This is a genomic window from Mesocryomonas lacus (genome assembly GCF_055730135.2).
On record NZ_JBUZWE020000001.1, the window covers coordinates 54,600 to 72,364 of the forward strand.

At 68.7% G+C, this 17,765-nt stretch carries 19 protein-coding genes; 8 read left to right on the forward strand and 11 right to left on the reverse strand.

Going from position 1 to position 17,765, the window contains the following annotated elements:
- The first annotated feature begins 28 nt into the window (after positions 1-28).
- The gene (gene pbpC, locus ACZLZY_RS00260) at positions 29-2,098 is read left to right on the forward strand and encodes a penicillin-binding protein 1C (protein ID WP_472931394.1); all 2,070 of its coding nucleotides are present in this window, start codon (positions 29-31) and stop codon (positions 2,096-2,098) included.
- 3 nt (positions 2,099-2,101) lie between these two features.
- On the opposite strand, the gene ACZLZY_RS00265 is transcribed toward pbpC, so the two are convergent.
- The 8 genes from ACZLZY_RS00265 to ACZLZY_RS00300 all read right to left on the reverse strand — a co-directional run bounded on the left by ACZLZY_RS00265 (position 2,102) and on the right by ACZLZY_RS00300 (position 9,892).
- Positions 2,102-3,154, reverse strand: a complete 1,053-nt coding sequence (locus tag ACZLZY_RS00265) for a histone deacetylase family protein (RefSeq protein ID WP_472931395.1) — start codon at positions 3,152-3,154, stop codon at positions 2,102-2,104.
- Between the two features lie 500 nt (positions 3,155-3,654).
- Positions 3,655-4,545, reverse strand: coding sequence for an NAD(P)-dependent oxidoreductase (locus tag ACZLZY_RS00270; RefSeq protein ID WP_472931397.1), 891 nt, complete (start codon positions 4,543-4,545; stop codon positions 3,655-3,657).
- Positions 4,546-4,641: 96 nt separating this feature from the next.
- On the reverse strand, positions 4,642-5,628 hold the full coding sequence (locus tag ACZLZY_RS00275; protein WP_472931398.1) for a branched-chain amino acid ABC transporter permease: 987 nt from the start codon (positions 5,626-5,628) through the stop codon (positions 4,642-4,644).
- A complete protein-coding gene (locus ACZLZY_RS00280; protein ID WP_472931399.1) occupies positions 5,629-6,516 on the reverse strand; it encodes a branched-chain amino acid ABC transporter permease in 888 nt (295 codons plus the stop codon).
- A gap of 4 nt (positions 6,517-6,520) precedes the next feature.
- Positions 6,521-7,258 carry an ABC transporter ATP-binding protein gene (locus ACZLZY_RS00285; RefSeq protein ID WP_472931400.1) on the reverse strand — a complete coding sequence of 246 codons (738 nt, stop codon included), beginning with the start codon at positions 7,256-7,258 and terminating at the stop codon, positions 6,521-6,523.
- Positions 7,251-8,042, reverse strand: coding sequence for an ABC transporter ATP-binding protein (locus ACZLZY_RS00290; protein ID WP_472931401.1), 792 nt, complete (start codon positions 8,040-8,042; stop codon positions 7,251-7,253). The genes ACZLZY_RS00285 and ACZLZY_RS00290 overlap by 8 nt, the downstream gene beginning before the upstream one ends.
- A 14-nt stretch (positions 8,043-8,056) precedes the next feature.
- Complete coding sequence (locus tag ACZLZY_RS00295; RefSeq protein WP_472931402.1) at positions 8,057-9,280, reverse strand: ABC transporter substrate-binding protein; 1,224 nt, start codon at positions 9,278-9,280, stop codon at positions 8,057-8,059.
- Positions 9,281-9,418: 138 nt separating this feature from the next.
- Positions 9,419-9,892 carry a hypothetical protein gene (locus ACZLZY_RS00300; RefSeq protein WP_472931403.1) on the reverse strand — a complete coding sequence of 158 codons (474 nt, stop codon included), beginning with the start codon at positions 9,890-9,892 and terminating at the stop codon, positions 9,419-9,421.
- 198 nt (positions 9,893-10,090) lie between these two features.
- On the opposite strand from ACZLZY_RS00300, the gene ACZLZY_RS00305 reads away from it, so the two are divergent.
- Together ACZLZY_RS00305 and ACZLZY_RS00310 are read left to right on the forward strand one after the other, a co-directional pair.
- On the forward strand, positions 10,091-10,567 hold the full coding sequence (locus tag ACZLZY_RS00305; RefSeq protein WP_472931404.1) for a helix-turn-helix domain-containing protein: 477 nt from the start codon (positions 10,091-10,093) through the stop codon (positions 10,565-10,567).
- Positions 10,564-11,082, forward strand: a complete 519-nt coding sequence (locus tag ACZLZY_RS00310) for a DUF6456 domain-containing protein (RefSeq protein WP_472931405.1) — start codon at positions 10,564-10,566, stop codon at positions 11,080-11,082. The genes ACZLZY_RS00305 and ACZLZY_RS00310 overlap by 4 nt, the downstream gene beginning before the upstream one ends.
- 34 nt (positions 11,083-11,116) lie before the next feature.
- On the opposite strand, the gene ACZLZY_RS00315 is transcribed toward ACZLZY_RS00310, so the two are convergent.
- Together ACZLZY_RS00315 and ACZLZY_RS00320 are read right to left on the reverse strand one after the other, a co-directional pair.
- A complete protein-coding gene (locus ACZLZY_RS00315) occupies positions 11,117-11,539 on the reverse strand; it encodes a SufE family protein (RefSeq protein ID WP_472931406.1) in 423 nt (140 codons plus the stop codon).
- Between the two features lie 62 nt (positions 11,540-11,601).
- Positions 11,602-12,123, reverse strand: coding sequence for a DUF5330 domain-containing protein (locus ACZLZY_RS00320; protein ID WP_472931407.1), 522 nt, complete (start codon positions 12,121-12,123; stop codon positions 11,602-11,604).
- A 431-nt stretch (positions 12,124-12,554) separates the two neighbouring features.
- Here ACZLZY_RS00320 and ACZLZY_RS00325 point away from each other — a divergent pair, with 431 nt between their 5' ends.
- From ACZLZY_RS00325 to ACZLZY_RS00340, 4 genes are all read left to right on the forward strand, one after another.
- Entirely contained in the window at positions 12,555-14,384 is a 1,830-nt protein-coding gene (locus tag ACZLZY_RS00325) for a sensor histidine kinase (protein ID WP_472931408.1), read from the forward strand.
- Positions 14,323-15,141, forward strand: a complete 819-nt coding sequence (locus tag ACZLZY_RS00330) for a peptidoglycan-binding domain-containing protein (RefSeq protein WP_472931409.1) — start codon at positions 14,323-14,325, stop codon at positions 15,139-15,141. The genes ACZLZY_RS00325 and ACZLZY_RS00330 overlap by 62 nt, the downstream gene beginning before the upstream one ends.
- A gap of 46 nt (positions 15,142-15,187) precedes the next feature.
- The gene (locus ACZLZY_RS00335; protein ID WP_472931410.1) at positions 15,188-15,529 is read left to right on the forward strand and encodes a DUF1491 family protein; all 342 of its coding nucleotides are present in this window, start codon (positions 15,188-15,190) and stop codon (positions 15,527-15,529) included.
- Between the two features lie 118 nt (positions 15,530-15,647).
- Positions 15,648-15,899: an amino acid transporter gene (locus ACZLZY_RS00340; protein ID WP_472931411.1), complete on the forward strand. Its 252-nt coding sequence runs from the start codon at positions 15,648-15,650 to the stop codon at positions 15,897-15,899.
- 202 nt (positions 15,900-16,101) lie between these two features.
- Here ACZLZY_RS00340 and ACZLZY_RS00345 read toward each other — a convergent pair whose 3' ends face one another.
- On the reverse strand, positions 16,102-17,280 hold the full coding sequence (locus tag ACZLZY_RS00345; RefSeq protein ID WP_472931412.1) for a hypothetical protein: 1,179 nt from the start codon (positions 17,278-17,280) through the stop codon (positions 16,102-16,104).
- Between the two features lie 294 nt (positions 17,281-17,574).
- On the opposite strand from ACZLZY_RS00345, the gene ACZLZY_RS00350 reads away from it, so the two are divergent.
- Positions 17,575-17,736 (forward strand): hypothetical protein, encoded by a 162-nt coding sequence (locus ACZLZY_RS00350; protein ID WP_472931413.1) that lies wholly within the window; start codon positions 17,575-17,577, stop codon positions 17,734-17,736.
- Positions 17,737-17,765: the final 29 nt, after the last annotated feature.

Here is a 17,765-nt window from a genome sequence, read left to right on the forward strand (position 1 = left end):
CCCCACTCGGCATCATGTCGTGGATCCCATGCGTAAGCGCTTCATTCTCCCGGCCGCGTTCATCCTGCTGTCCGCCGCCGCCTTCGCCGCCACGCACTGGCTCGACGACGCCATCGCCGCCCGTGTTGCCGCCATCGCCGAGCCGGAGACCGGCGTCGTCATCAACGCCCGCGACGGCCAGCTGCTGCGGGCTTTCGCCAATCCCGACGGGCGCTGGCGGCTGCAGGTGACGCCGGCCGAGGTCGATCCGCGCTTCGTCGCCATGCTCACGGCCTGGGAGGACAAGCGCTTCCAGACGCATTCCGGCGTCGACAGTCAGGCGTTCCTGCGTGCGGCCTGGCAGTCGGTGCGGCATCTGCGGCTGGTCTCCGGCGGCTCGACGCTGACCATGCAGGTGGCGCGGATGATGCGGGGCCTACCGACCCGCAGCTTTGCCGCCAAGGCCGAGCAAATCCTCTTCGCCTTCGCGCTGGAGCGGGCCCGCACCAAGCCGGAAATCCTCGAGCTCTATTTGCAACTCGCGCCCTATGGCGGCAATATCGAGGGCATCCGGGCGGCGAGCCTTGCCTGGCTCGGCAAGGAGCCGCGGCGGCTGACGGTGGCCGAGGCGGCGCTCCTCGTCGCGCTGCCGCAAGCACCCGAGCGCTACCGGCCGGACCTTCACCCCGAGCGCGCCAAACGCGCCCGCGACAAGGTGATCGGCCGCATGGAGGAGCTCGGCATCCTCACCCCCGGCGAGGCGCAGCGCGGCATCGCCGAGCCTATGCCGGCCGGCCGCCGCGCCATGCCGATGCTGGCCGCGCATGCCGCCGACCGCCTGCACCGGGCACAGCCGCTGGTGCGCCAGTTCCGACTGACCATCGACAAGCCGCTGCAGGAACGGCTCGAGGCCTATGCCCGCGCCCGGGTGGCCGTGATGGTGAAGCCGGTCAGCCTCGCCTTCATGGTCGCCGACCACCACACCGGCGAGATCCTCGCCAGTCTCGGCGCGCCCGACCTGTTCGACGCCGAGCGGCAAGGGTTCGTCGACCTGACGCTGGCGCAGCGCTCGCCCGGCTCGACGCTGAAGCCGCTGATCTACGGCCTCGCCTTCGAGCGCGGCGTTGCCCATCCCGAGAGCCTCGTCGACGACCGGCCGACCGATTTCGCCGGCTACACCCCGCAGAACTTCGACCACAGCTTCGAGGGGCTGATCACCGCGCGCCGGGCGCTGCAGCTGTCGCGCAACCTGCCGGCGGTGGAACTGCTCAGCGCCGTTGGTCCCTCGCGGCTGGTGCAGCGCATGCGCCGCGCCGGCGCCGATCCCGAGCTCGGCAGCCGCACCATCCCGGGCCTTGCCATCGGCCTCGGCGGCCTCGGCCTCTCGCTGCAGGATCTGGTGGCCATCTATGCCGGCATCGCCAATGCCGGCATGGCCAAGCCGCTGCGGCTCGATGCCGACCCCGCGGCGATCCTCTCGGCCAAGCCCGGCGCCCGCGTCCTCACCGAGCAGGCCGCCTGGTACGTCACCTCGATCCTTGCCGGCGCGACCGCGACGGTGAAGGGCTCGCCCGGCACCATCGCGCACAAGACCGGCACTTCCTTCGGCTACCGCGACGCCTGGTCGATCGGCTATGACGGCGCGCATGTCGTCGGCGTCTGGCTCGGCCGCCCCGACGGTGCGCCGGTCGCCGGCCTCGTCGGACAGGATGCGGCGGTGCCGGTGATGTCGGACGTTTTTGCCCGCATCGGCCCCGGCGTGCGGCTGCCCGGCCCGCCGCCCGGCATTCTCGCCGCCACCGGCAAGGCGCTGCCGCCGCCGCTGCGCCGCGTCGGGGCTATCGGTGGCCGGCCGGGCGAGGGACCGCGGCCGGAGATCACCTTTCCGCCCGACGCCGCCCATGTCGAGCTCGGCCTTGCGGAGGGCCTTGCCGCCGACCTCTCCCTCAAGGTGCGCAACGGCGCGCCGCCCTTCACCTGGTACATCGACGGCGCCCCTGTTCTGCGCGGTCTCTACGACCGACAGGCGGCCTGGCGCCCGAGGGAGCCCGGCTTCGTCGACATCTCGGTGGTCGATGCCAAGGGGGCTGCCGCCTCCAGCCGGGTGTTCGTGGAGTAGCGCCTACTGGTGCGCTTTCCTGAACGCCTCGACGAAGCGCGGCGCGGCCTCGGCGACGGCGGCGAGCGAGTAGCCGCCTTCCTGCACGATCACCGTCGGCAGGCCGAGCCCGCCAAGGATGCGGCCGACCTCGCGATAGGCCTCGCTGGTGACGGCGAGCTTCGACAGCGGATCGTCGCGGTGGGCGTCCCAGCCGGCGGAGACGACCAGCGCCTCGGCACCGAAACCGCGCACCCGGTCCGCCAGCATTTCGACGGCGGCCAGGAACGCGGCATCGCCGGATCCTTGCGCCAGCGGCACGTTGAGGTTGAAGCCAACGCCCTCGCCGGCGCCGGTCTCGTCGGCATAGCCGGCGAAGTGCGGGTAGTAGGCGGTGGGATCGGTGTGCGTCGACGCCACCAGCACGTCGCTGCGGCGGTAGAAGATCGCCTGCGTCCCGTCGCCGTGGTGGGTGTCGAAGTCGAGGATGGCGACGCGGGAGAAGCGCTGGCGCAGGTGCTCCGCTGATATCGCGGCATTGTTCAGGAAGCAGAAGCCGTTGGCCCGGTCGGCATAGGCGTGGTGGCCGGGCGGGCGGCAGAGCGCAAAGCTGGCCCTTGCCCCCGCGCGCACGCTCTCGGCGGCGCTCACCGCCGTCTGGGCCGAGGCATAGGCGGCCCGCCAGGTGCCCTCCATCATGGCGCAGGAGAGATCGCCGATGTACCAGCCGGTGCGCCCGAGAATGCCGGTCGTGCGCGGCTTCCCCCGCGGCGCGAAGTCAGGCCCGGCCGAGACATAGGGATGGACGTTCGGAAACACCTCCGGCCCGGCATTCGGCAGCTCCTGGAACAGCGCGAAGGCTTCCTGGAGATAGGCGAGGTAGTGGTCTTCATGCACTTTTAGGATCGGGCCGAGGCCGTGGTCGACGGGCGTCTCGTGGATAAGGCCGAGCTTGGCGAGCCCCTCGACCAGCGTCGCCGCCCGGTCCGGGTTCTCCAGCGGCCGGATGAACTTGCCGTGCACGCCGTATTGGGTCGGGCGGTGGTCTGCCTGGGCGGGATCGAAGAAGAGCTGCATGGGGCGTCCTGCGGTGGGAGATGCTCAGGGGAGCCTAGGCGAGGCTCGGCGGTTCGTCATCCCGGTGGGTGTGTTCGTGTGGGTGTGGGTGTGTGTGTCTGCGTCTGCGTGTGCGTCGTCGCCGCCTTGCGGTTCGGCGTCTCCAGAGGCACCGGTCTCCCTCGACGTTCGTCATCCCGGACTTGATCCGGGATCCATTCCAAACCGCCGGGCATGACTGCTTGGGTGGACATTCCCGCTTCAACAACGCCCCGTTCTAACGGGGAGAGCGGCGCAACCGCTGAGGAATGGATCCCAGCGAAACCGTTGGTTTCGCAGAGATCAAGTCCGGGATGACGAATTCTTCTGATGGGTCGCCGACGCCTCTCCACCGCTTTCCGGCGCCTAACCGCCGCCCTCCGACGCCTGACGGCCGCTCTCCAACGCCTGACCGCCGCTCTCCGGCGCTTGGTCGCCCGCACCCCCTCTGCCTGCCGGCATCTCTCCCGCAAGGGGGGAGATCAGGCCCGCTTGATCCCGTTCAGCTCCGCCACGATGTCCGACAGCATCGGCACGAAATCGTCGCCGCGGCCGATGGCTTCGGCGGTGGCGAAGCTGTTCTTCACGGCGCTGGCGACATGGCTGGCGATGCCGGCCTCGTTGGCCATGGAGACGAGGTAGCGGGTGTCCTTGTGGGCGTTCTTCAAGGTGAACTTGTGCGCGTCGCGGTCGCGGCCGACGACGTATTGCATGAAGGTCTGGTAGAAGCCGCAGTCCATCCGGCCGCCGGAAAGGACGCCGTGGAAGGTTTCGGCCGAGATGTCGGCCTTGGCGCCGATCGCCAGCGCCTCGGAATAGAGCGCGGCGTAGCCGAGCGAGACGAAGTTGTTGAGGAGCTTCATCGTGTGGCCGGAGCCGGGGCCGCCGGTGTGGACGATCTTGCCCGACCAGGTCTCGATCAGCGGCTTCACCGTCTCGAACATCTCGGGCGTCGCGCCGACCATGGTGTCGAGCGTGCCGGCCATGGCCTCCTTCGGCGTGCGGCCGAGCGGCGCGTCGATGAGCGTCACGCCCTTCTCGGCGCAGAGGTCGAACAGGCGCCGGGTCGAGACCGGGTTCGAGGTCGAGCTGTCGAGGATGATGAGGCCCTGTTTCGGGTTCGTCAGCAGACCACCGGGACCGGCGATGACCGCCTCGACCTGGTCGGAGCCCGGCAGGCACAGCACCACCCGGTCCGAGGTCGCGCCGATGGCGGCGATGTCGGCGTTCTCCGTGGCGCCGCGCGCGATCAGATCCTCGATCGCCTCGCGCTTGGTGTTGGCTTTCGCCTGCAAGGCAAAACCCTTCTCGACGATGTTCTTGGCCATGCCGTGGCCCATGAAGCCGAGCCCGATGAAACCGATGGTGGTCATGTCATGCTTTCCGGAAGGGGAGCGCGGAACGGCGCTTCGGGAGGCTTAAGGGAAGCGCCGTTCGGCGCTTCCGGAGAGGAAAAGGCAAGCGCCGTGTCAGCGCTTCAGGAGGCGGATCGCCTCGCCAACGATGCCGCGGCGGAAGACAAGGACGCAGAGAACGAAGATCATGCCGATGAGAACGGTCACAGGGAAGCCGACGGCGGCCAGATAGTTCTGCAGGAGGATGACGAGGCCCGAGCCGACCGCCGGGCCGAGGATCGTGCCCATGCCGCCGAGCAGCGTCATCAGGATGACCTCGCCCGACATCTGCCACTGCACGTCGGTCAGCGTCGCGATCTGCGTCACCAGCGCCTTGGTCGAGCCGGCGGTGCCGGCGAGCGCCGCCGACATCACGAAGGCGCCGAGTTTGTAGCGGTGGACGCGGTAGCCGAGCGACACCGCGCGGTTCTCGTTCTCGCGGATCGCCTGCAGGATGTGGCCGAAAGGCGAGTGCACGATCCGCCAGACCGCGCCGAAGCCGGCGAGGAAGATGGCCAGCACGAAGAAGTACATGGCGAGCGGCTGGTTGAGGTCGATGACGCCCAGAAGCATGCCCCGCGGAATGTTCTGGATGCCGTCCTCGCCATGGGTGAAGGGCGTCTGCAGGAAGATGAAGGCGATCATCTGCGACAGCGCCAGCGTGATCATGGCGAAGTAGATGCCCTGGCGCCGGATCGCCAGCAGCCCGATGACGAGCCCGATGCCAGCGGCGCCCGCGGTGCCGAGGAGGATCGCCGAGAGCGGCTCGAAACCCCATTCCTTCACTGCATGGGCGGTGAAATAGGCCGCGCCGCCGAAGAAGGCGGCATGTCCGAAGGAGAGGAGGCCGGCATAGCCGATGAGGAGGTTGAAGGCGCTGGCGAAGAGCGCGAAGCAGAGGACGCTCATCAGGAAGACGGGGTAGACGAGGAAGGGCGCGGCAACGAGCCCGACCAGCGCCAGCAATGCCACGGCAAGGCCGATGCGGCCGAGCGGCCGCTGGCCGGCGCGGCGGGCGGGGGACGTCACGGGGACCGCCGGGGCGGTTTCGGCAGCGGACATCTAGGCCTCCCGTCCGAACAGGCCGGCCGGCCGGGCAATCAGCACCACGGCCATGACGACGAAGATGACGATGTTCGAGGCCTCGGGGTAGAAGACCTTGGTGAGGCCCTCGAGTAGGCCGAGCAGGTAGCCGGTGACGATCGCGCCTATGATCGAGCCCATGCCGCCGACCACCACCACCGCGAAGACGACGATGATGAGGTTCGTCCCCATCAGCGGACTCACCTGGTAGATCGGCGCCGCCAGCACGCCGGCGATGGCCGCCAGCCCCGCCCCCAGCGCGTAGGTCAGCGTCAGGAGCAGCGGCACGTTGACGCCGAAGGCCTGCACCAGCAGCGCGTTTTCGGTTGCGGCGCGCAGATAGGCGCCGAGCCGCGTCTTCTCGATCAGGAACCAGGTCGACAGGCAGACCACCAGCGAGGCGAGGATGACGAAGCCGCGATAGTTCGGCAGGAACATGAAGCCGAGATTGGTGCCGCCGGCGAGTAGGGCGGGCGCGGCATAGGGCTGGCCGGCGGCGCCGAACTGCCAGCGGAACAGGCCCTCGAGGATCAGCGCGAGGCCGAAAGTGAAGAGCAGGCCATAGAGCGGATCGAGGCCGTAGAGCCGCGACAGCATGGTCCGCTCTATCACGCCGGAGATGACAGCGACGATGAGGGGCGCAACGACCAGCGCCGGCCAGAAGCCGATGCCGCCATGGTGCAGCAGGAGATAGGCGGTGAAGGCGCCGAGCATGTACTGCGCGCCATGGGCGAAGTTGATCACCCGGAGCAGGCCGAAGATGACGGCAAGGCCAAGGCTCAGCAGCGCGTAGAACGAGCCGTTGATCAGCCCGACCAGCAATTGGCCCGCAAGCGCGGGAAGCGGGACCCCGAAGATCATGGTCATCGCGTCAAACCCCCACGACCTGGCGCAGCCGGTCCATCTTGGCGTCGAGCTCGGCGGTGGCGAAACTCTCGAGGATGTGGCCGTCCTCCATCAGGAAGAAGCGGTCGGCGACCTTGCGGGCGAAGCGAAAATTCTGCTCGACGAGGAGGAGCGTCATGCCCTTGGCCTTCAGCTGCACCAGCACGTCGCCGATGCGCTGGACGATCACCGGGGCAAGCCCTTCCGTCGGCTCGTCGAGGAGGATGACGCGGGCGCCGGTGCGCAGGATGCGGGCGATGGCCAGCATCTGCTGCTCGCCGCCGGAGAGCTTCGTGCCGGGCGAGGCGCGGCGTTCGGCAAGGTTCGGGAAGAGCGTGTAGATCTCCTCGACCGACATGCCGCCCTCGGCGACCTTCGGCGGCAGCATCAGGTTTTCCTCCACCGAGAGGCTGGCGAAGATGCCGCGCTCCTCGGGCACGTAGCCGATGCCAGCATGCGCGGTGCGGTGGAGCGGCACCTTCGTCATGTCGCGGCCGGCCATGCGGATGGTGCCGGTGCGGCGGGAGAGGAGGCCCATGATGGCGCGCAGCGTCGTCGTCTTGCCGGCGCCGTTGCGGCCGACAAGGGTAATGGTCTCGCCCTCGAAGAGGTCGAGCGAGACGCCGTGCAAAACGTGGCTCTCGCCGTACCAAGCGTCGAGGTCGCGTACTTCCAGCAAGGGCTGGCGGGTCTGCGGCGAGGCAGAGACGGCGGCGCTATTCATGCTCGGTCCCGAGATAGGCTTCGCGGACGCGCGGATCGGCGCTGACCTCGGCATAGGTTCCCTGCGACAGGATCTCGCCGCGGGCGAGCACGGTGACGTGGTCGCAGAGGTCGGCGACGACGTTCAGATTGTGCTCTACCATCAGCACAGTGCGGCCCTTGGCGATGCGGCGGATGAGGGCGGAGATGCGGCCGATGTCCTCGGCGCCCATGCCGGCCATCGGCTCGTCGAACAGCATCATCGGCGGGTCGAGCGCGAGGGTGGTGGCGATCTCCAGCGCGCGCTTGCGGCCATAGGAGAGCTCGACCGCCGGAAGGTCGGCACTGTCCGCAAGGTTCACCGCCTCCAGGAGCTCCATCGCCCGCTCGTCGAGCCGGCGCAGCAGGCGGTTGGAGCGCCAGAACTGGGTGGAGAGGCCCTGCGGGCGCTGTAGCGCGACGCGGACATTGTCGAGCACGGTGAGGTGGGGGAAGACCGCCGAGATCTGGAACGAGCGCACGAGGCCAAGCCGCGCCACCTCGGCTGGCGCAAGCTTCGTGATGTCGCGGCCGGCGAAGGTGATGGTGCCCGACGTCGGCGCGAAGAACTTCGTCAGCAGGTTGAATACCGTCGTCTTGCCGGCGCCGTTCGGGCCGATCAGCGCGTGGATCGTGCCCTCGTGGATGTCGAGGTCGACGTCGCGCACGGCGTTGAAGCCGAAGAACTGCTTGGTCAGGCCCCGCGCCGAGAGGATCGCCCCGCCGGACGGGGCGGGACGGGGGACGGGGGCTGCAGCTGTCGTCATCGCGCCGCCGCCGGTTATTTCGGGAAGCTCGCGGTGTCGCAGCCGGCCTTGTCGACCGGCAGATACGCCTCCGCGCCCGGGACGACGGAGACCTGCTTGAAATAGTCCCAGGGCTTGGTCGAGTCCGCCGGCGCCTTCACCTGGAAGAGGTACATGTCGTAGACCATGCGGCCATTGGCCTGGACCACGCCCTTCTTGGCAAAAACGTCCTCGACCGGCATTTCGTGCAATTTTGCCGCGACCGGCTTGGTGGCGTCGGTCTTCGCCGCATCCACCGCCTTCAGGTACTGCAGCACCGCCGAGTACGTGCCGACCTGGATGGTGTTCGGCATGCGCTGGGTGCGCTTCATGAACTTTTCGGCGAAGGCGCGGTTCTCGTCGCTCTGGTCCCAGTACCAGCCTTCGGTGAGGTTGATGCCCTGTGCCGCCTCGAGCCCTAGGCCGTGCACCTCGGCGGCGGTGAAGAGGAGGGCGGCGAGCTGCTGGCCGCCCTGCACGATGCCGAACTCGGCCGCCTGCTTGATGGCGTTGGCGGTATCGAGCCCGGCATTGGCGAAGCCGATCACCTTCGCGCCGGAACTCTGCGCCTGCAGCAGGAAGGAGGAGAAGTCCGTGGAGGCGAGGGGATGGCGCACCGAGCCGAGGATGGTGCCGCCGTTCGCCTTGACGAAATCGCCGGTCTGCTGCTCCAGCGAATAGCCGAAAGCGTAGTCGGCGGTGAGGAAGAACCAGCTGTCGCCGCCGGCCTTGACCAGCGCGCCGCCGGTGCCGACGGCCAGCGCATGGGTGTCGTAGGCCCAGTGGAAGCCGTAGGGGCTGCACTGCTTGCCGGTAAGTTCGGTCGTCGCCGCGCCGGTGACGATGTCGATCTTCTCCTTCTCCTTCGACAGGCCCTGGACGGCGAGGGCGACGGAGGAGGTGGTCAGCTCCATGATGGCGTCGACGTTCTGCACGTCGTACCATTCGCGGGCGATGTTGGAGGCGATGTCGGCCTTGTTCTGGTGGTCGGCGTCGATGATCTCGATCGGCTTGCCGAGGACGGTGCCGCCGAAATCCTCGACGGCCATCTTCGCCGCCTCGACCGACCATTTGCCGCCGAAATCGGCGTAGACGCCCGACTGGTCGTTGAGGATGCCGATCTTCACGACGTCGTTCGATACCGCTTGCGCCGAAGCGCCGACGGGGGCGAGCGCAAGCGCGGCAACGGTCGCGGCGAGCATGGCGGTGTAATGGCGCATATCGATCCTCCCAGATCCCAAGGGCCGGCGTGAGGTTTTCCTCTTCCGCCTGGCCCGCATTGCCGCGGGATTTGGGCTGGTGCGGCAAAACCTGTCAAGGCGGGACGGCGAGATAGGCTGTGGGATCATCCGAAAGGACTAGCCGCCGCCAAGCGGTGCCGGCATCCCTTCCGGCGTGAGCCGCTGCGGCGAAGGACGGCGGCTGCCGCGAGTCCGGCGAAAGCGCCCGTTCAGCACCCAGCCGGAGCGCTTCTCGCCCGGTGTGCCAGGCATCACCCGGGGCGGTGCCGCCTTCGCCCAGCCGATCGCCCGGCGCACCGCGATGTGCCGGTTGATGTCGTAGCCGGGGCTGGCGGCGCGGGCGAGCCGGGCAAGGCGCGTCGCCTCGGCCGCCAGCCGCTGCCGCAACCGTTCCCCCAAGGCCGGCGGCAGCGCCGCGGCGTCCGGGCTGGCGGCGATGGCGTCGAGGTCCTCCGCCGCAAAGCCCAGCCGGGCGCAGAGGAACCGCAGCTCGAACCCGTTGGTCTCCGATTGCAGACGCGCGTGCAGCGCGATCCGGTGCGCCAGGACGGCCGCCCGGAGCGCCGCTTCCATTTTCTCGATCTCGTCCATGCTGCCCTCGCCGGTGGTGGTCGGACGAGCATGCACCGGCGGCGAGGGGTGGAGGAAAACTATCCTTAAATCTTGTTGGGCGTCGACGGGATGCTGCCGGTCCGCCGTAGTTAGGCGCGACCTGCAAAATTTCTAAAAGATATTATTCCTATATTTTCGGATTGGGTGCATGCTGTCTGCGATTCCCAAGGAGGTCCCATGTCGCACACCCTTTCCCGCCCGTTGGAACGCATCCGTCCGTCCAGCCGCATCCCTTCGAAGGCCGAAACTCGCACCTCGGATGGCGGACGTCCGCACTCCGCTCCGGACAATCAGTCCGTCCTACCGGTGGGAGCCGCCGGCTGCCGCGACGACGCCGTCCGCCGTTGTTGCGACCTTGCGCGGGCGGTCGCCGGGATGATGCTGCGGGTTCCCGCCGCGGCGCTCGTCGCGCCCGGCCGGTCGCGGCAGGAGGTCTGCGCCGCGCGGCACGTCGGCATGTATCTCGCGCATGTGGTGTTCCAGCTGTCGCTTCGGGCCATCGCGAGGGAGTTCGGGCGTCACCGCAGTTCGGTCGGCTATGCCGTGCGCCAAGTCGAGGCGCGGCGCGACGATGGCGGGTTCGATGCGCTTCTGACCCGGCACGAGCGGCAAGCGGAAGCCCTGCGCGACCAGCTGGCGGGAGGCCTGCGTTGAGCCCGCGGCCGCCCGCAGCTTCCGGCTTCAACGCCGACGAATCGCCGCTCGCCCGGCTCTCCACCCGGTGCGGCAAGGACGGGGCCCCGTTCATCGGCGCGGCGGAGGCGATGGCGGGGGAGCGGTTGCGGGTGGATTTCACCCGGGCCCGCCTGACGCCGAGCGTCACCCAGCGTTGGTCGCTGACGCCGCGCGCGTCCGGAGTGGCGGGGGGCGCGGGGGACCTCTCCGACAGCGCGCTAGACGCCAAGGCGCGCGTCTTTACAGCGCTCGACGCGGTCGGGCCGGAGCTTGCCGGCGTCGTCCTCGACGTCTGCTGTTTCCTGAAGGGCCTGGAACTGGTCGAGCGGGAGCGGCAATGGCCGGCACGGTCCGCCAAGCTGCTCTTGAAGGCCGGGCTCGGCGCGCTGTCGCGGCACTACGGCTACGCCGCCGAGGCCGGGGGATCCGGCGAGGGCAAGATCCGGCGCTGGGGATCGGCGGATTACCGGCCGACGGTTGGCGGCGGCGGTTGAGGCCGGGCGGGCTTCGCGTCGGGCGGTGGGCGGCTCAGGCCGGGCTCATCGCCTTCTTCGCGTCTTCCTTGATGCGGCCGACCATCGAGCGCAGGCCGTTCGAGCGCTGGGGCGTCAGATGTTCCTGCAGCCCGAGCTTGGCAAAACGCGCTTCGGCGTCGATGTCGAGGATGTCGGGAGCGGTCCGGCCGGAGAACAGCGCCAGCGTGATGGCGACGAGGCCGCGCACGATATGGGCGTCGGACTCGCCCTTGAAGGTCAGCCGCGGCGGCGTCGTCGCCTCGGTCTCGCTGGTCAGCCAGACCTGGCTGACGCAGCCCGGCACCTTGCTCTGGTCGTTGCGGGTTGCCTCGGGCATGTCCGGCAGCTGGCGGCCGAGCTCGATGAGATAGCGGTAACGGTCTTCCCAGTCGTCGAGAAGTTCGAAATCCGCCTCGATGTCGTCGATGCTGTTCATGCCGTGTCCGCCGCTGAAGGTGCTCCCGCGGATATAGGCGGTTCCGGCCGGCTTGTCAGGGGTCAGACCCGCGGGGCCGGGGTCGGGATGGCCGGGATGACGGCGTGATGCGGCCGGGCACCGGTGGTCGCCGCCGGCGTCTCGGCGGTCGCGGCGGCGTCATCGACGTCCGCCTCTGCCGTCATCCGCTTCGGCGGCATGTAAGGGAGTGGACCCTTGGGTGCGGCAGCCTCGGCGGGGATCGCCGGCAGGGCGGCACCGGGCACGGCGCCGGTGTTCACCGGATCGGTCGGCAAACTGGCGGCGACCGTCGGGGCGTCGCGCCCCTCGACCTTCTCCTGCACCAGGCTGTAGGCGAAAGCCGCGCCGTCGGTGATCCGCTCGCCGGCGAAGACCGCCAATTCGCGTCCGGTGTCGCAGGCCTGCGGTGCCCGGTCGCAGAAGCCGGTGAGGTCGGCGATCGCCTGCTGGGCGCCGACGAAGGCGCCGACCATCGAGATATTGGCTTCCTTCGGCGCGCCGCCGAAAGGCATGAAGAAGGCGATCAGCCCGAGAAAGAACGCCGCCTTCAAGATGAAACGCATCGGTTTGCCCCTTTCCCCGAGCCGTCCGCCGGCGCCTTGCCGGGGATCGTCCGGCCCGCGAAAGCCGTCTGTCTGCCCTGTGAAACAGACCATGCCAGAGCCCGCGCGAAAGCGGCGTTCAAAACGGTGGACGAATTTGATTCAAATGCGCTCGATCTTGCGGATCAAGGCGTGAAGTCAGGCCTGAAACGCATTTGAGTCAAAGGCTTGGCGTTTTGGCGGGCGTCTTTAGACTGCGTTAACCATGATCGCACTTGGCGCTTGATGGCCGTGGCGAGGGCCGCGCTGCGGGGGCCTGGCGGGCGGCAATCGCCAAGCGCTTATGCCTTCCTTAAACCGTTCGGGGCCATGATCGTTTCAACCGGCGAGGGCGCCTCGACTCACGTGATGTCGAACACCCGGCCCGGCATCGAAGCGGACGCGGGTTGTGAATGACTGGATTGATCGGGGCAGACAGCAGGGGGACGGCCAAGCGCGGCGGGTCTCTCGCAAAAGTTCTCCTCGGCCGCTTCGAGGGCCTTGTCGCGCCCGCCATATTGGAGGCTGACGCGCGCCGCACGCAGGCCAAGGCGATCGGCGCCCTGGTCGCCGCCGGCCTCGTCGCCGCTTTGCTGTCGCCTTTTGCAAGCCTTGCCGAACTCGGCACGCGCGGCGTCGTGGCTCCGATCATCGTCGCCGGCCTTTGCCTTGCGCTCGCCGGGCTCCTTGCTTCTACCGGTCGCCTCGGCCTCGTCCTTTCCTGCGCCACGACGAGCCTTGCCGTGCTGATCGGTCTTGTCGCCGGCCTTGGCGCAGGGCTTGCCTCGCCCCTCCTCTGGCTGCTGCTGCTGGCCCCGGTCGAGGCGCTGGTCGCCGGACGCCGCTCGCTGGCAGGCTTTGCCGGCGGCATGGCGTGCTTGACCCTTGGCGGTGTCGCGCTGGCCGAGTGGAGCGGCGCGATCGCCGGGACGGGCTTTGCCGCCGAAGCCCCGCTCGCCGTCGTCCTCGGCCTCGCCTTCACCGCCCTGCAGACGCTCCGCCTCGCCAGGACCCGCAGTGCCGGCCAGAGGGTGCGCGCGCTGGAATCGGCCGAGACCGTGCTGATCGAGAACGCCTTGTCGGATGCGGTCCTGCGCTTTGCCGCCGACGGCCGTCTTGTCTCGGCCTCGAAGGCGGCCGAAAGCCTTTTCGGCGGCGGACCGCTCGATGATGCCGCGATATTCCAGCAGCTGCACGTCACCGACCGCGTCCGCTACCTGAAGGCCTTCGGCGACATCAAGGCGGGTGCCGAGACGGTCTGCACCGAGCTGCGGCTGCAGCGCGCGACCGGCGGCGGGTTCTCCGACATCGTCCTGAAGCTGATCGCGCTGCGCGAGGCCGGTGCGCTGCAGGCAGTGCTGTGCCTGGCCCGCGACGTCACCGCCGACCGGCTGCGCACCGCCGAACTCAGCGACGCCCTGGCGCTGGCCAAGAAGAGCTCCGACGCCAAGAGCCAGTTCCTTGCCTCGGTCAGCCACGAGCTGCGCACGCCGCTCAACGCCATCATCGGCTTCTCCGACGTGCTCGACCAGGAGTTTTTCGGCAGTTTCGAAAACCCGCGGCAGAAGGAATATGTCGGACTGATCCGCCAGTCGGGCGAGCATCTGCTCTCGGTGGTCAACAGCCTCCTCGACATCTCCAAGATCGAGGCCGGCCGCTATGAGCTGCAGCACGAGCCTTTCGGCATCGAGTCCGCTTTGAAAGCGGCGGTCGACCTGATGCGGCCGGAAGCCGAACGCAAGGGCCTGCGCTTCGACGTCAGGCTCGGATCGGGCGCGGCCGAGATGGTCGCAGATCCCCGTGCCTGCCACCAGATCCTCCTCAACCTCCTGTCGAACGCGGTGAAGTTCACCGACATCGGCAGCATTGCGCTCGAGGCGGAGCGGCGCGATGGCGCGCTTCTGGTTCGCGTCTCCGATACCGGCATCGGCATTGCCGACGCCGACATCCCGCGCCTCGGCCAGCCTTTCGTCCAGGCCTCCACCGGCCCGGCGCGGCGCTACCAGGGCACGGGTCTTGGCCTGTCGCTGGTGAAGGCGCTGAGCGAGTTGCACGGCGGCTCGATGGAGATCGCCAGTGCGCTCGGCCGCGGCACCACCGTCAGCGTCCGGATTCCGCTCGACTGTCCCGCCCGAATCGCAGAACTACAGACCTCCAACGACAAGATCGTAGCGCTCACCGATGCCCGCAAAAAAAGCCCAACCACCGCGCAGGACAACCGGCAGACGCGTCGTTCGGCCTAGCGTCTCGGCGCGGCTGATCGGCGGCTCGACCGCGCTCCTCGGCAAGATCGGTGCTCCGATCGCGGCCCGCCCCGTGCTGTCGGGCGGCATTGCCGGGGTCGCGGTGCTGTTCGCCTTCGTGGCCGGCAACGCCTTCTATTCGCAGCCGAGCCGGCACCCGCGGCCGATGATGGCGACGCGCGGCGGCCCGCTCGACATGGCGCCGCTCGTCACCAGCGATGCCGGGGTAGACGAGAGCCTGATGGCGGTACCGCTGGTGCTGGAGGTGCAGAACCTTCTCGCGCGGACGGGGCACTATAGCGCCGCGCTCGACGGCAAGCCGGGCAAGGCGACCACCGCAGCGATCAAGGCCTTCCAGACGGAATACGCCTTGCGTGTCGACGGCGAGCCCTCGACGCAGCTCCTGCGGCAGATCGAGGCGCACATGCGGGTCGCCGACGCCGAGCCTTCGGCGGGCACCGTGCCGGTCGCGCAGCCCGCGCCCGAGCGCTATGCCAGCAACACCGCCGCGACCGCGAACGACGGCGAGGCGCGCGATCCCGGCACCACCGGCTCGCTGCCGGAGCGCGAGCTGGTGCGCCGGATCCAGAGCGGCCTGACCCATGCCGACGTCGCCAAGCTCGACGCCGACGGCATCCTCGGCGAGCGCACGCGCGAGGCGATCCGCACCTTCGAGGCGCTGGAAGGGCTCGACGTTACCGGCCAGCCCAACAAGCGAATCCTCGAGCGACTGGTCTCGATCGGCGCGGTGCAGTAGAGCGGGATCCTGAGGCCGGCGACGCCGGCGCGGCGGGAGTAATCGCATGCGCGTGACCAGCGACCTCTACGTCTCGCAACTGCTGCGCAGGGTGTTTGCCGATGGCGGCTTTGCCGCGGTCGCGCGCCGGGGCGCCGAGGCGGCCGGGGCGATCTACATCATCGCCCGGAACCGGGACGGCTCGATCCGCCTTTTCGGTCCAGCGGTCCAGACGATGTCCTCCGGCGACGGCGACCGCAGCTTCATGACTGAGGCCGTGACGGACGACGCGGCGCTGACCCGCCGCTTCGAGCAGGAAGCGCGGTTCGATCCGGATTTCTGGGTGGTGGAGATCGAGACGGCGGCGCCCGAAACTTATCTCGAGATCATCGATCCCGACGCGGCTTAGGGGCCGGGGTAGGGGGAGAGCCTTTGTTCAGACAATGAAACTCCTGATGGCAAGCCCGTAGACACCCGCGCACGGGCCGTGAAACCTTTCCGCCCGCTACTCCTGCGGAAACCGCGTCATGTTCAGCCTTCGGGATCGCAAATCGCCACGCGAGGAAACGGCTAAACTGACGGCGGCCTATGGGAACGGCCTGGCGATCGGACTGACCATCGTCGGCGGCATCGGTCCCATCATCAACGTCGTGGTTTCCAACGCGTCTTCGCTGTCGGCGGCCAGCATATTGCCACTCATGCCCGTCGGTTGCATGGGCGGTAGCGTGGCGCTACATCTGTGTGCCAGAGCCTATCTCAAGCGGGAGCTCAGCCGATGACGCCCGATATGGCCGTCGTTTTCATAGGGCCTGTGGCCATCGTCGTGACGGGCCTTGCGGTGCTCTACTTCACGAGTAGCCCACGGCTGAAATAGGCTGTCAGTCGCCCGCTCCGCGGGCCTGCTGCCGTCTCGAAGAGACGTCGTGTCGACTTCAGTTTCTTGAGCAGCGCTTCCGCGATGTTTCCCGGTTTGCGATAACCTCAGGCCCTTTTGCTGCCCTTGTCGGTCTCGCCGGGGCGGCTGGCGCGGCGGCCGAAGATCGGGCGGGGGGCCTGACGCTCGAGCGGCTCGAGATCCTGGTACTGCGGCTCGAGGCTGGGGGCGGCGACGGTCTGGCGGCGCAGTGCGGCGCCAGTGAGAGAGGCGCAGTCCTCGACCTTCAGGGCGCGATAATACTTGGTCATCCGGCCGAAAGCCTCGACGTCGAGACCGATGCGCGGCTTCATCATCATCAAGATGGTGAGGGCGTCGGCAGCCCCGGCGTTCATCGCCTTCAGCGCCACGGCGAGCCGGTCGCCGGTCTCATCCTCGACGATCTTTCCCAGCATGTCCATCGGCAGCATCAGCTTGCGGCGCAGGCCCGTGTAGAAGCGGTCGGCGTCCTGCTGCACCGCGAGGGCGACGAGGTCCTCGAGTTTGGGCGCGGGATCGGCCGAAGGTCCGGCCTGGCGGCCGGCGAGCGCCAGGCGCCGCAGCGTCTCGCGCACCAGATCGGCGCGGGTGGCGGATGGTGAGGGCGGCGTCGCGACCGGCGCGCTGCGGGCACGCAGCAGCGGCGGGGCCGGCGTCGCCTCGACGGCTGGCGCGGAATGGGGGGAGGGCGCCACGGATGGCGTGGCGGCGGCTGGACGCAAGGCTGCCGGAGCTGCAGCGGATGTTGCCACGGGGGCGGCAACCGGGGAGGCTTTTGCGGCTACCGGCACTGCGGCGGCGGGCGCGGCGTGCGCTACGGGTTCGTCTGCGACGGGCTCAGTCATGAAGGCGGGCGCCGCCGGGGCGATCGGATTGCGGCCCTCGACGATCCGCTGCATGCGGGTGTCGGAGCTTGCCTTGAGGATGTCGAGATCGGCGGGCTCCAGCACCGGGCTGGACATCAGGAAGGGGGCGGAAATCTCGATGGGCTCGGCGACGAGCCGGGCGACGATCGCCCGGGGAACGCGGCTGCTGTTGGACAGCGCGGCGGCGACGGAGCGGCGGGTCTCGGGGGTGATCTTCGTCCACAGCGGATCGACCAGACGGCCGAAATCGCGCACTTGCGTGTCGTTCGGCAGGCGCAGCGAGCCGTAGGAAGCCACGGCCGCACCGACGATCGTGTCAAAGCCGTCCCGTCCGGCGGTCTTTTCAAGATTGCGGAAGATGCGCGGGCTCTTGTCCTTCATGGGACTCCGGTGGGCTTGTCAGAACGTCAGATGCAAACAATTAGCTAAGATGTCTTAGCAAGCTGTTAAGCATGATCGCTTTCCCGAGGGTTTCGGCCTGATGTCGCGTCTCAGAGAGTTGCCGATACCGGGAAGCAATGGTGCAGTGTACGCATTGAGTGGGCGATAGGCCCGGCTGGCACGGGGCGCACCGAGGCGACGTAGCGTTAGCTCCGCGAAAGGTAGGCTGCTCATAGTCTGCCGGAGGTCAGAGGCTGACGAGCATCCGTCAGGGGCAGGCAAGGGTTCGTAGCAATGGCAACCGTACTTCGCTTTCCGGAGCGCCCGCCGATGGCGACGCCGTCACGCCCCGCCGGCGCGACCGCCGAGGTGGTGATCCTGCCGTGCATCCGCCGCGAGCCGATGACCGGCGGCGCACGGGCGGCGGTTGACCTGCTCGAGCAGCTTCAGGCCTGACCCTGCCGCTTCGGGCGATTTGCCGGAGG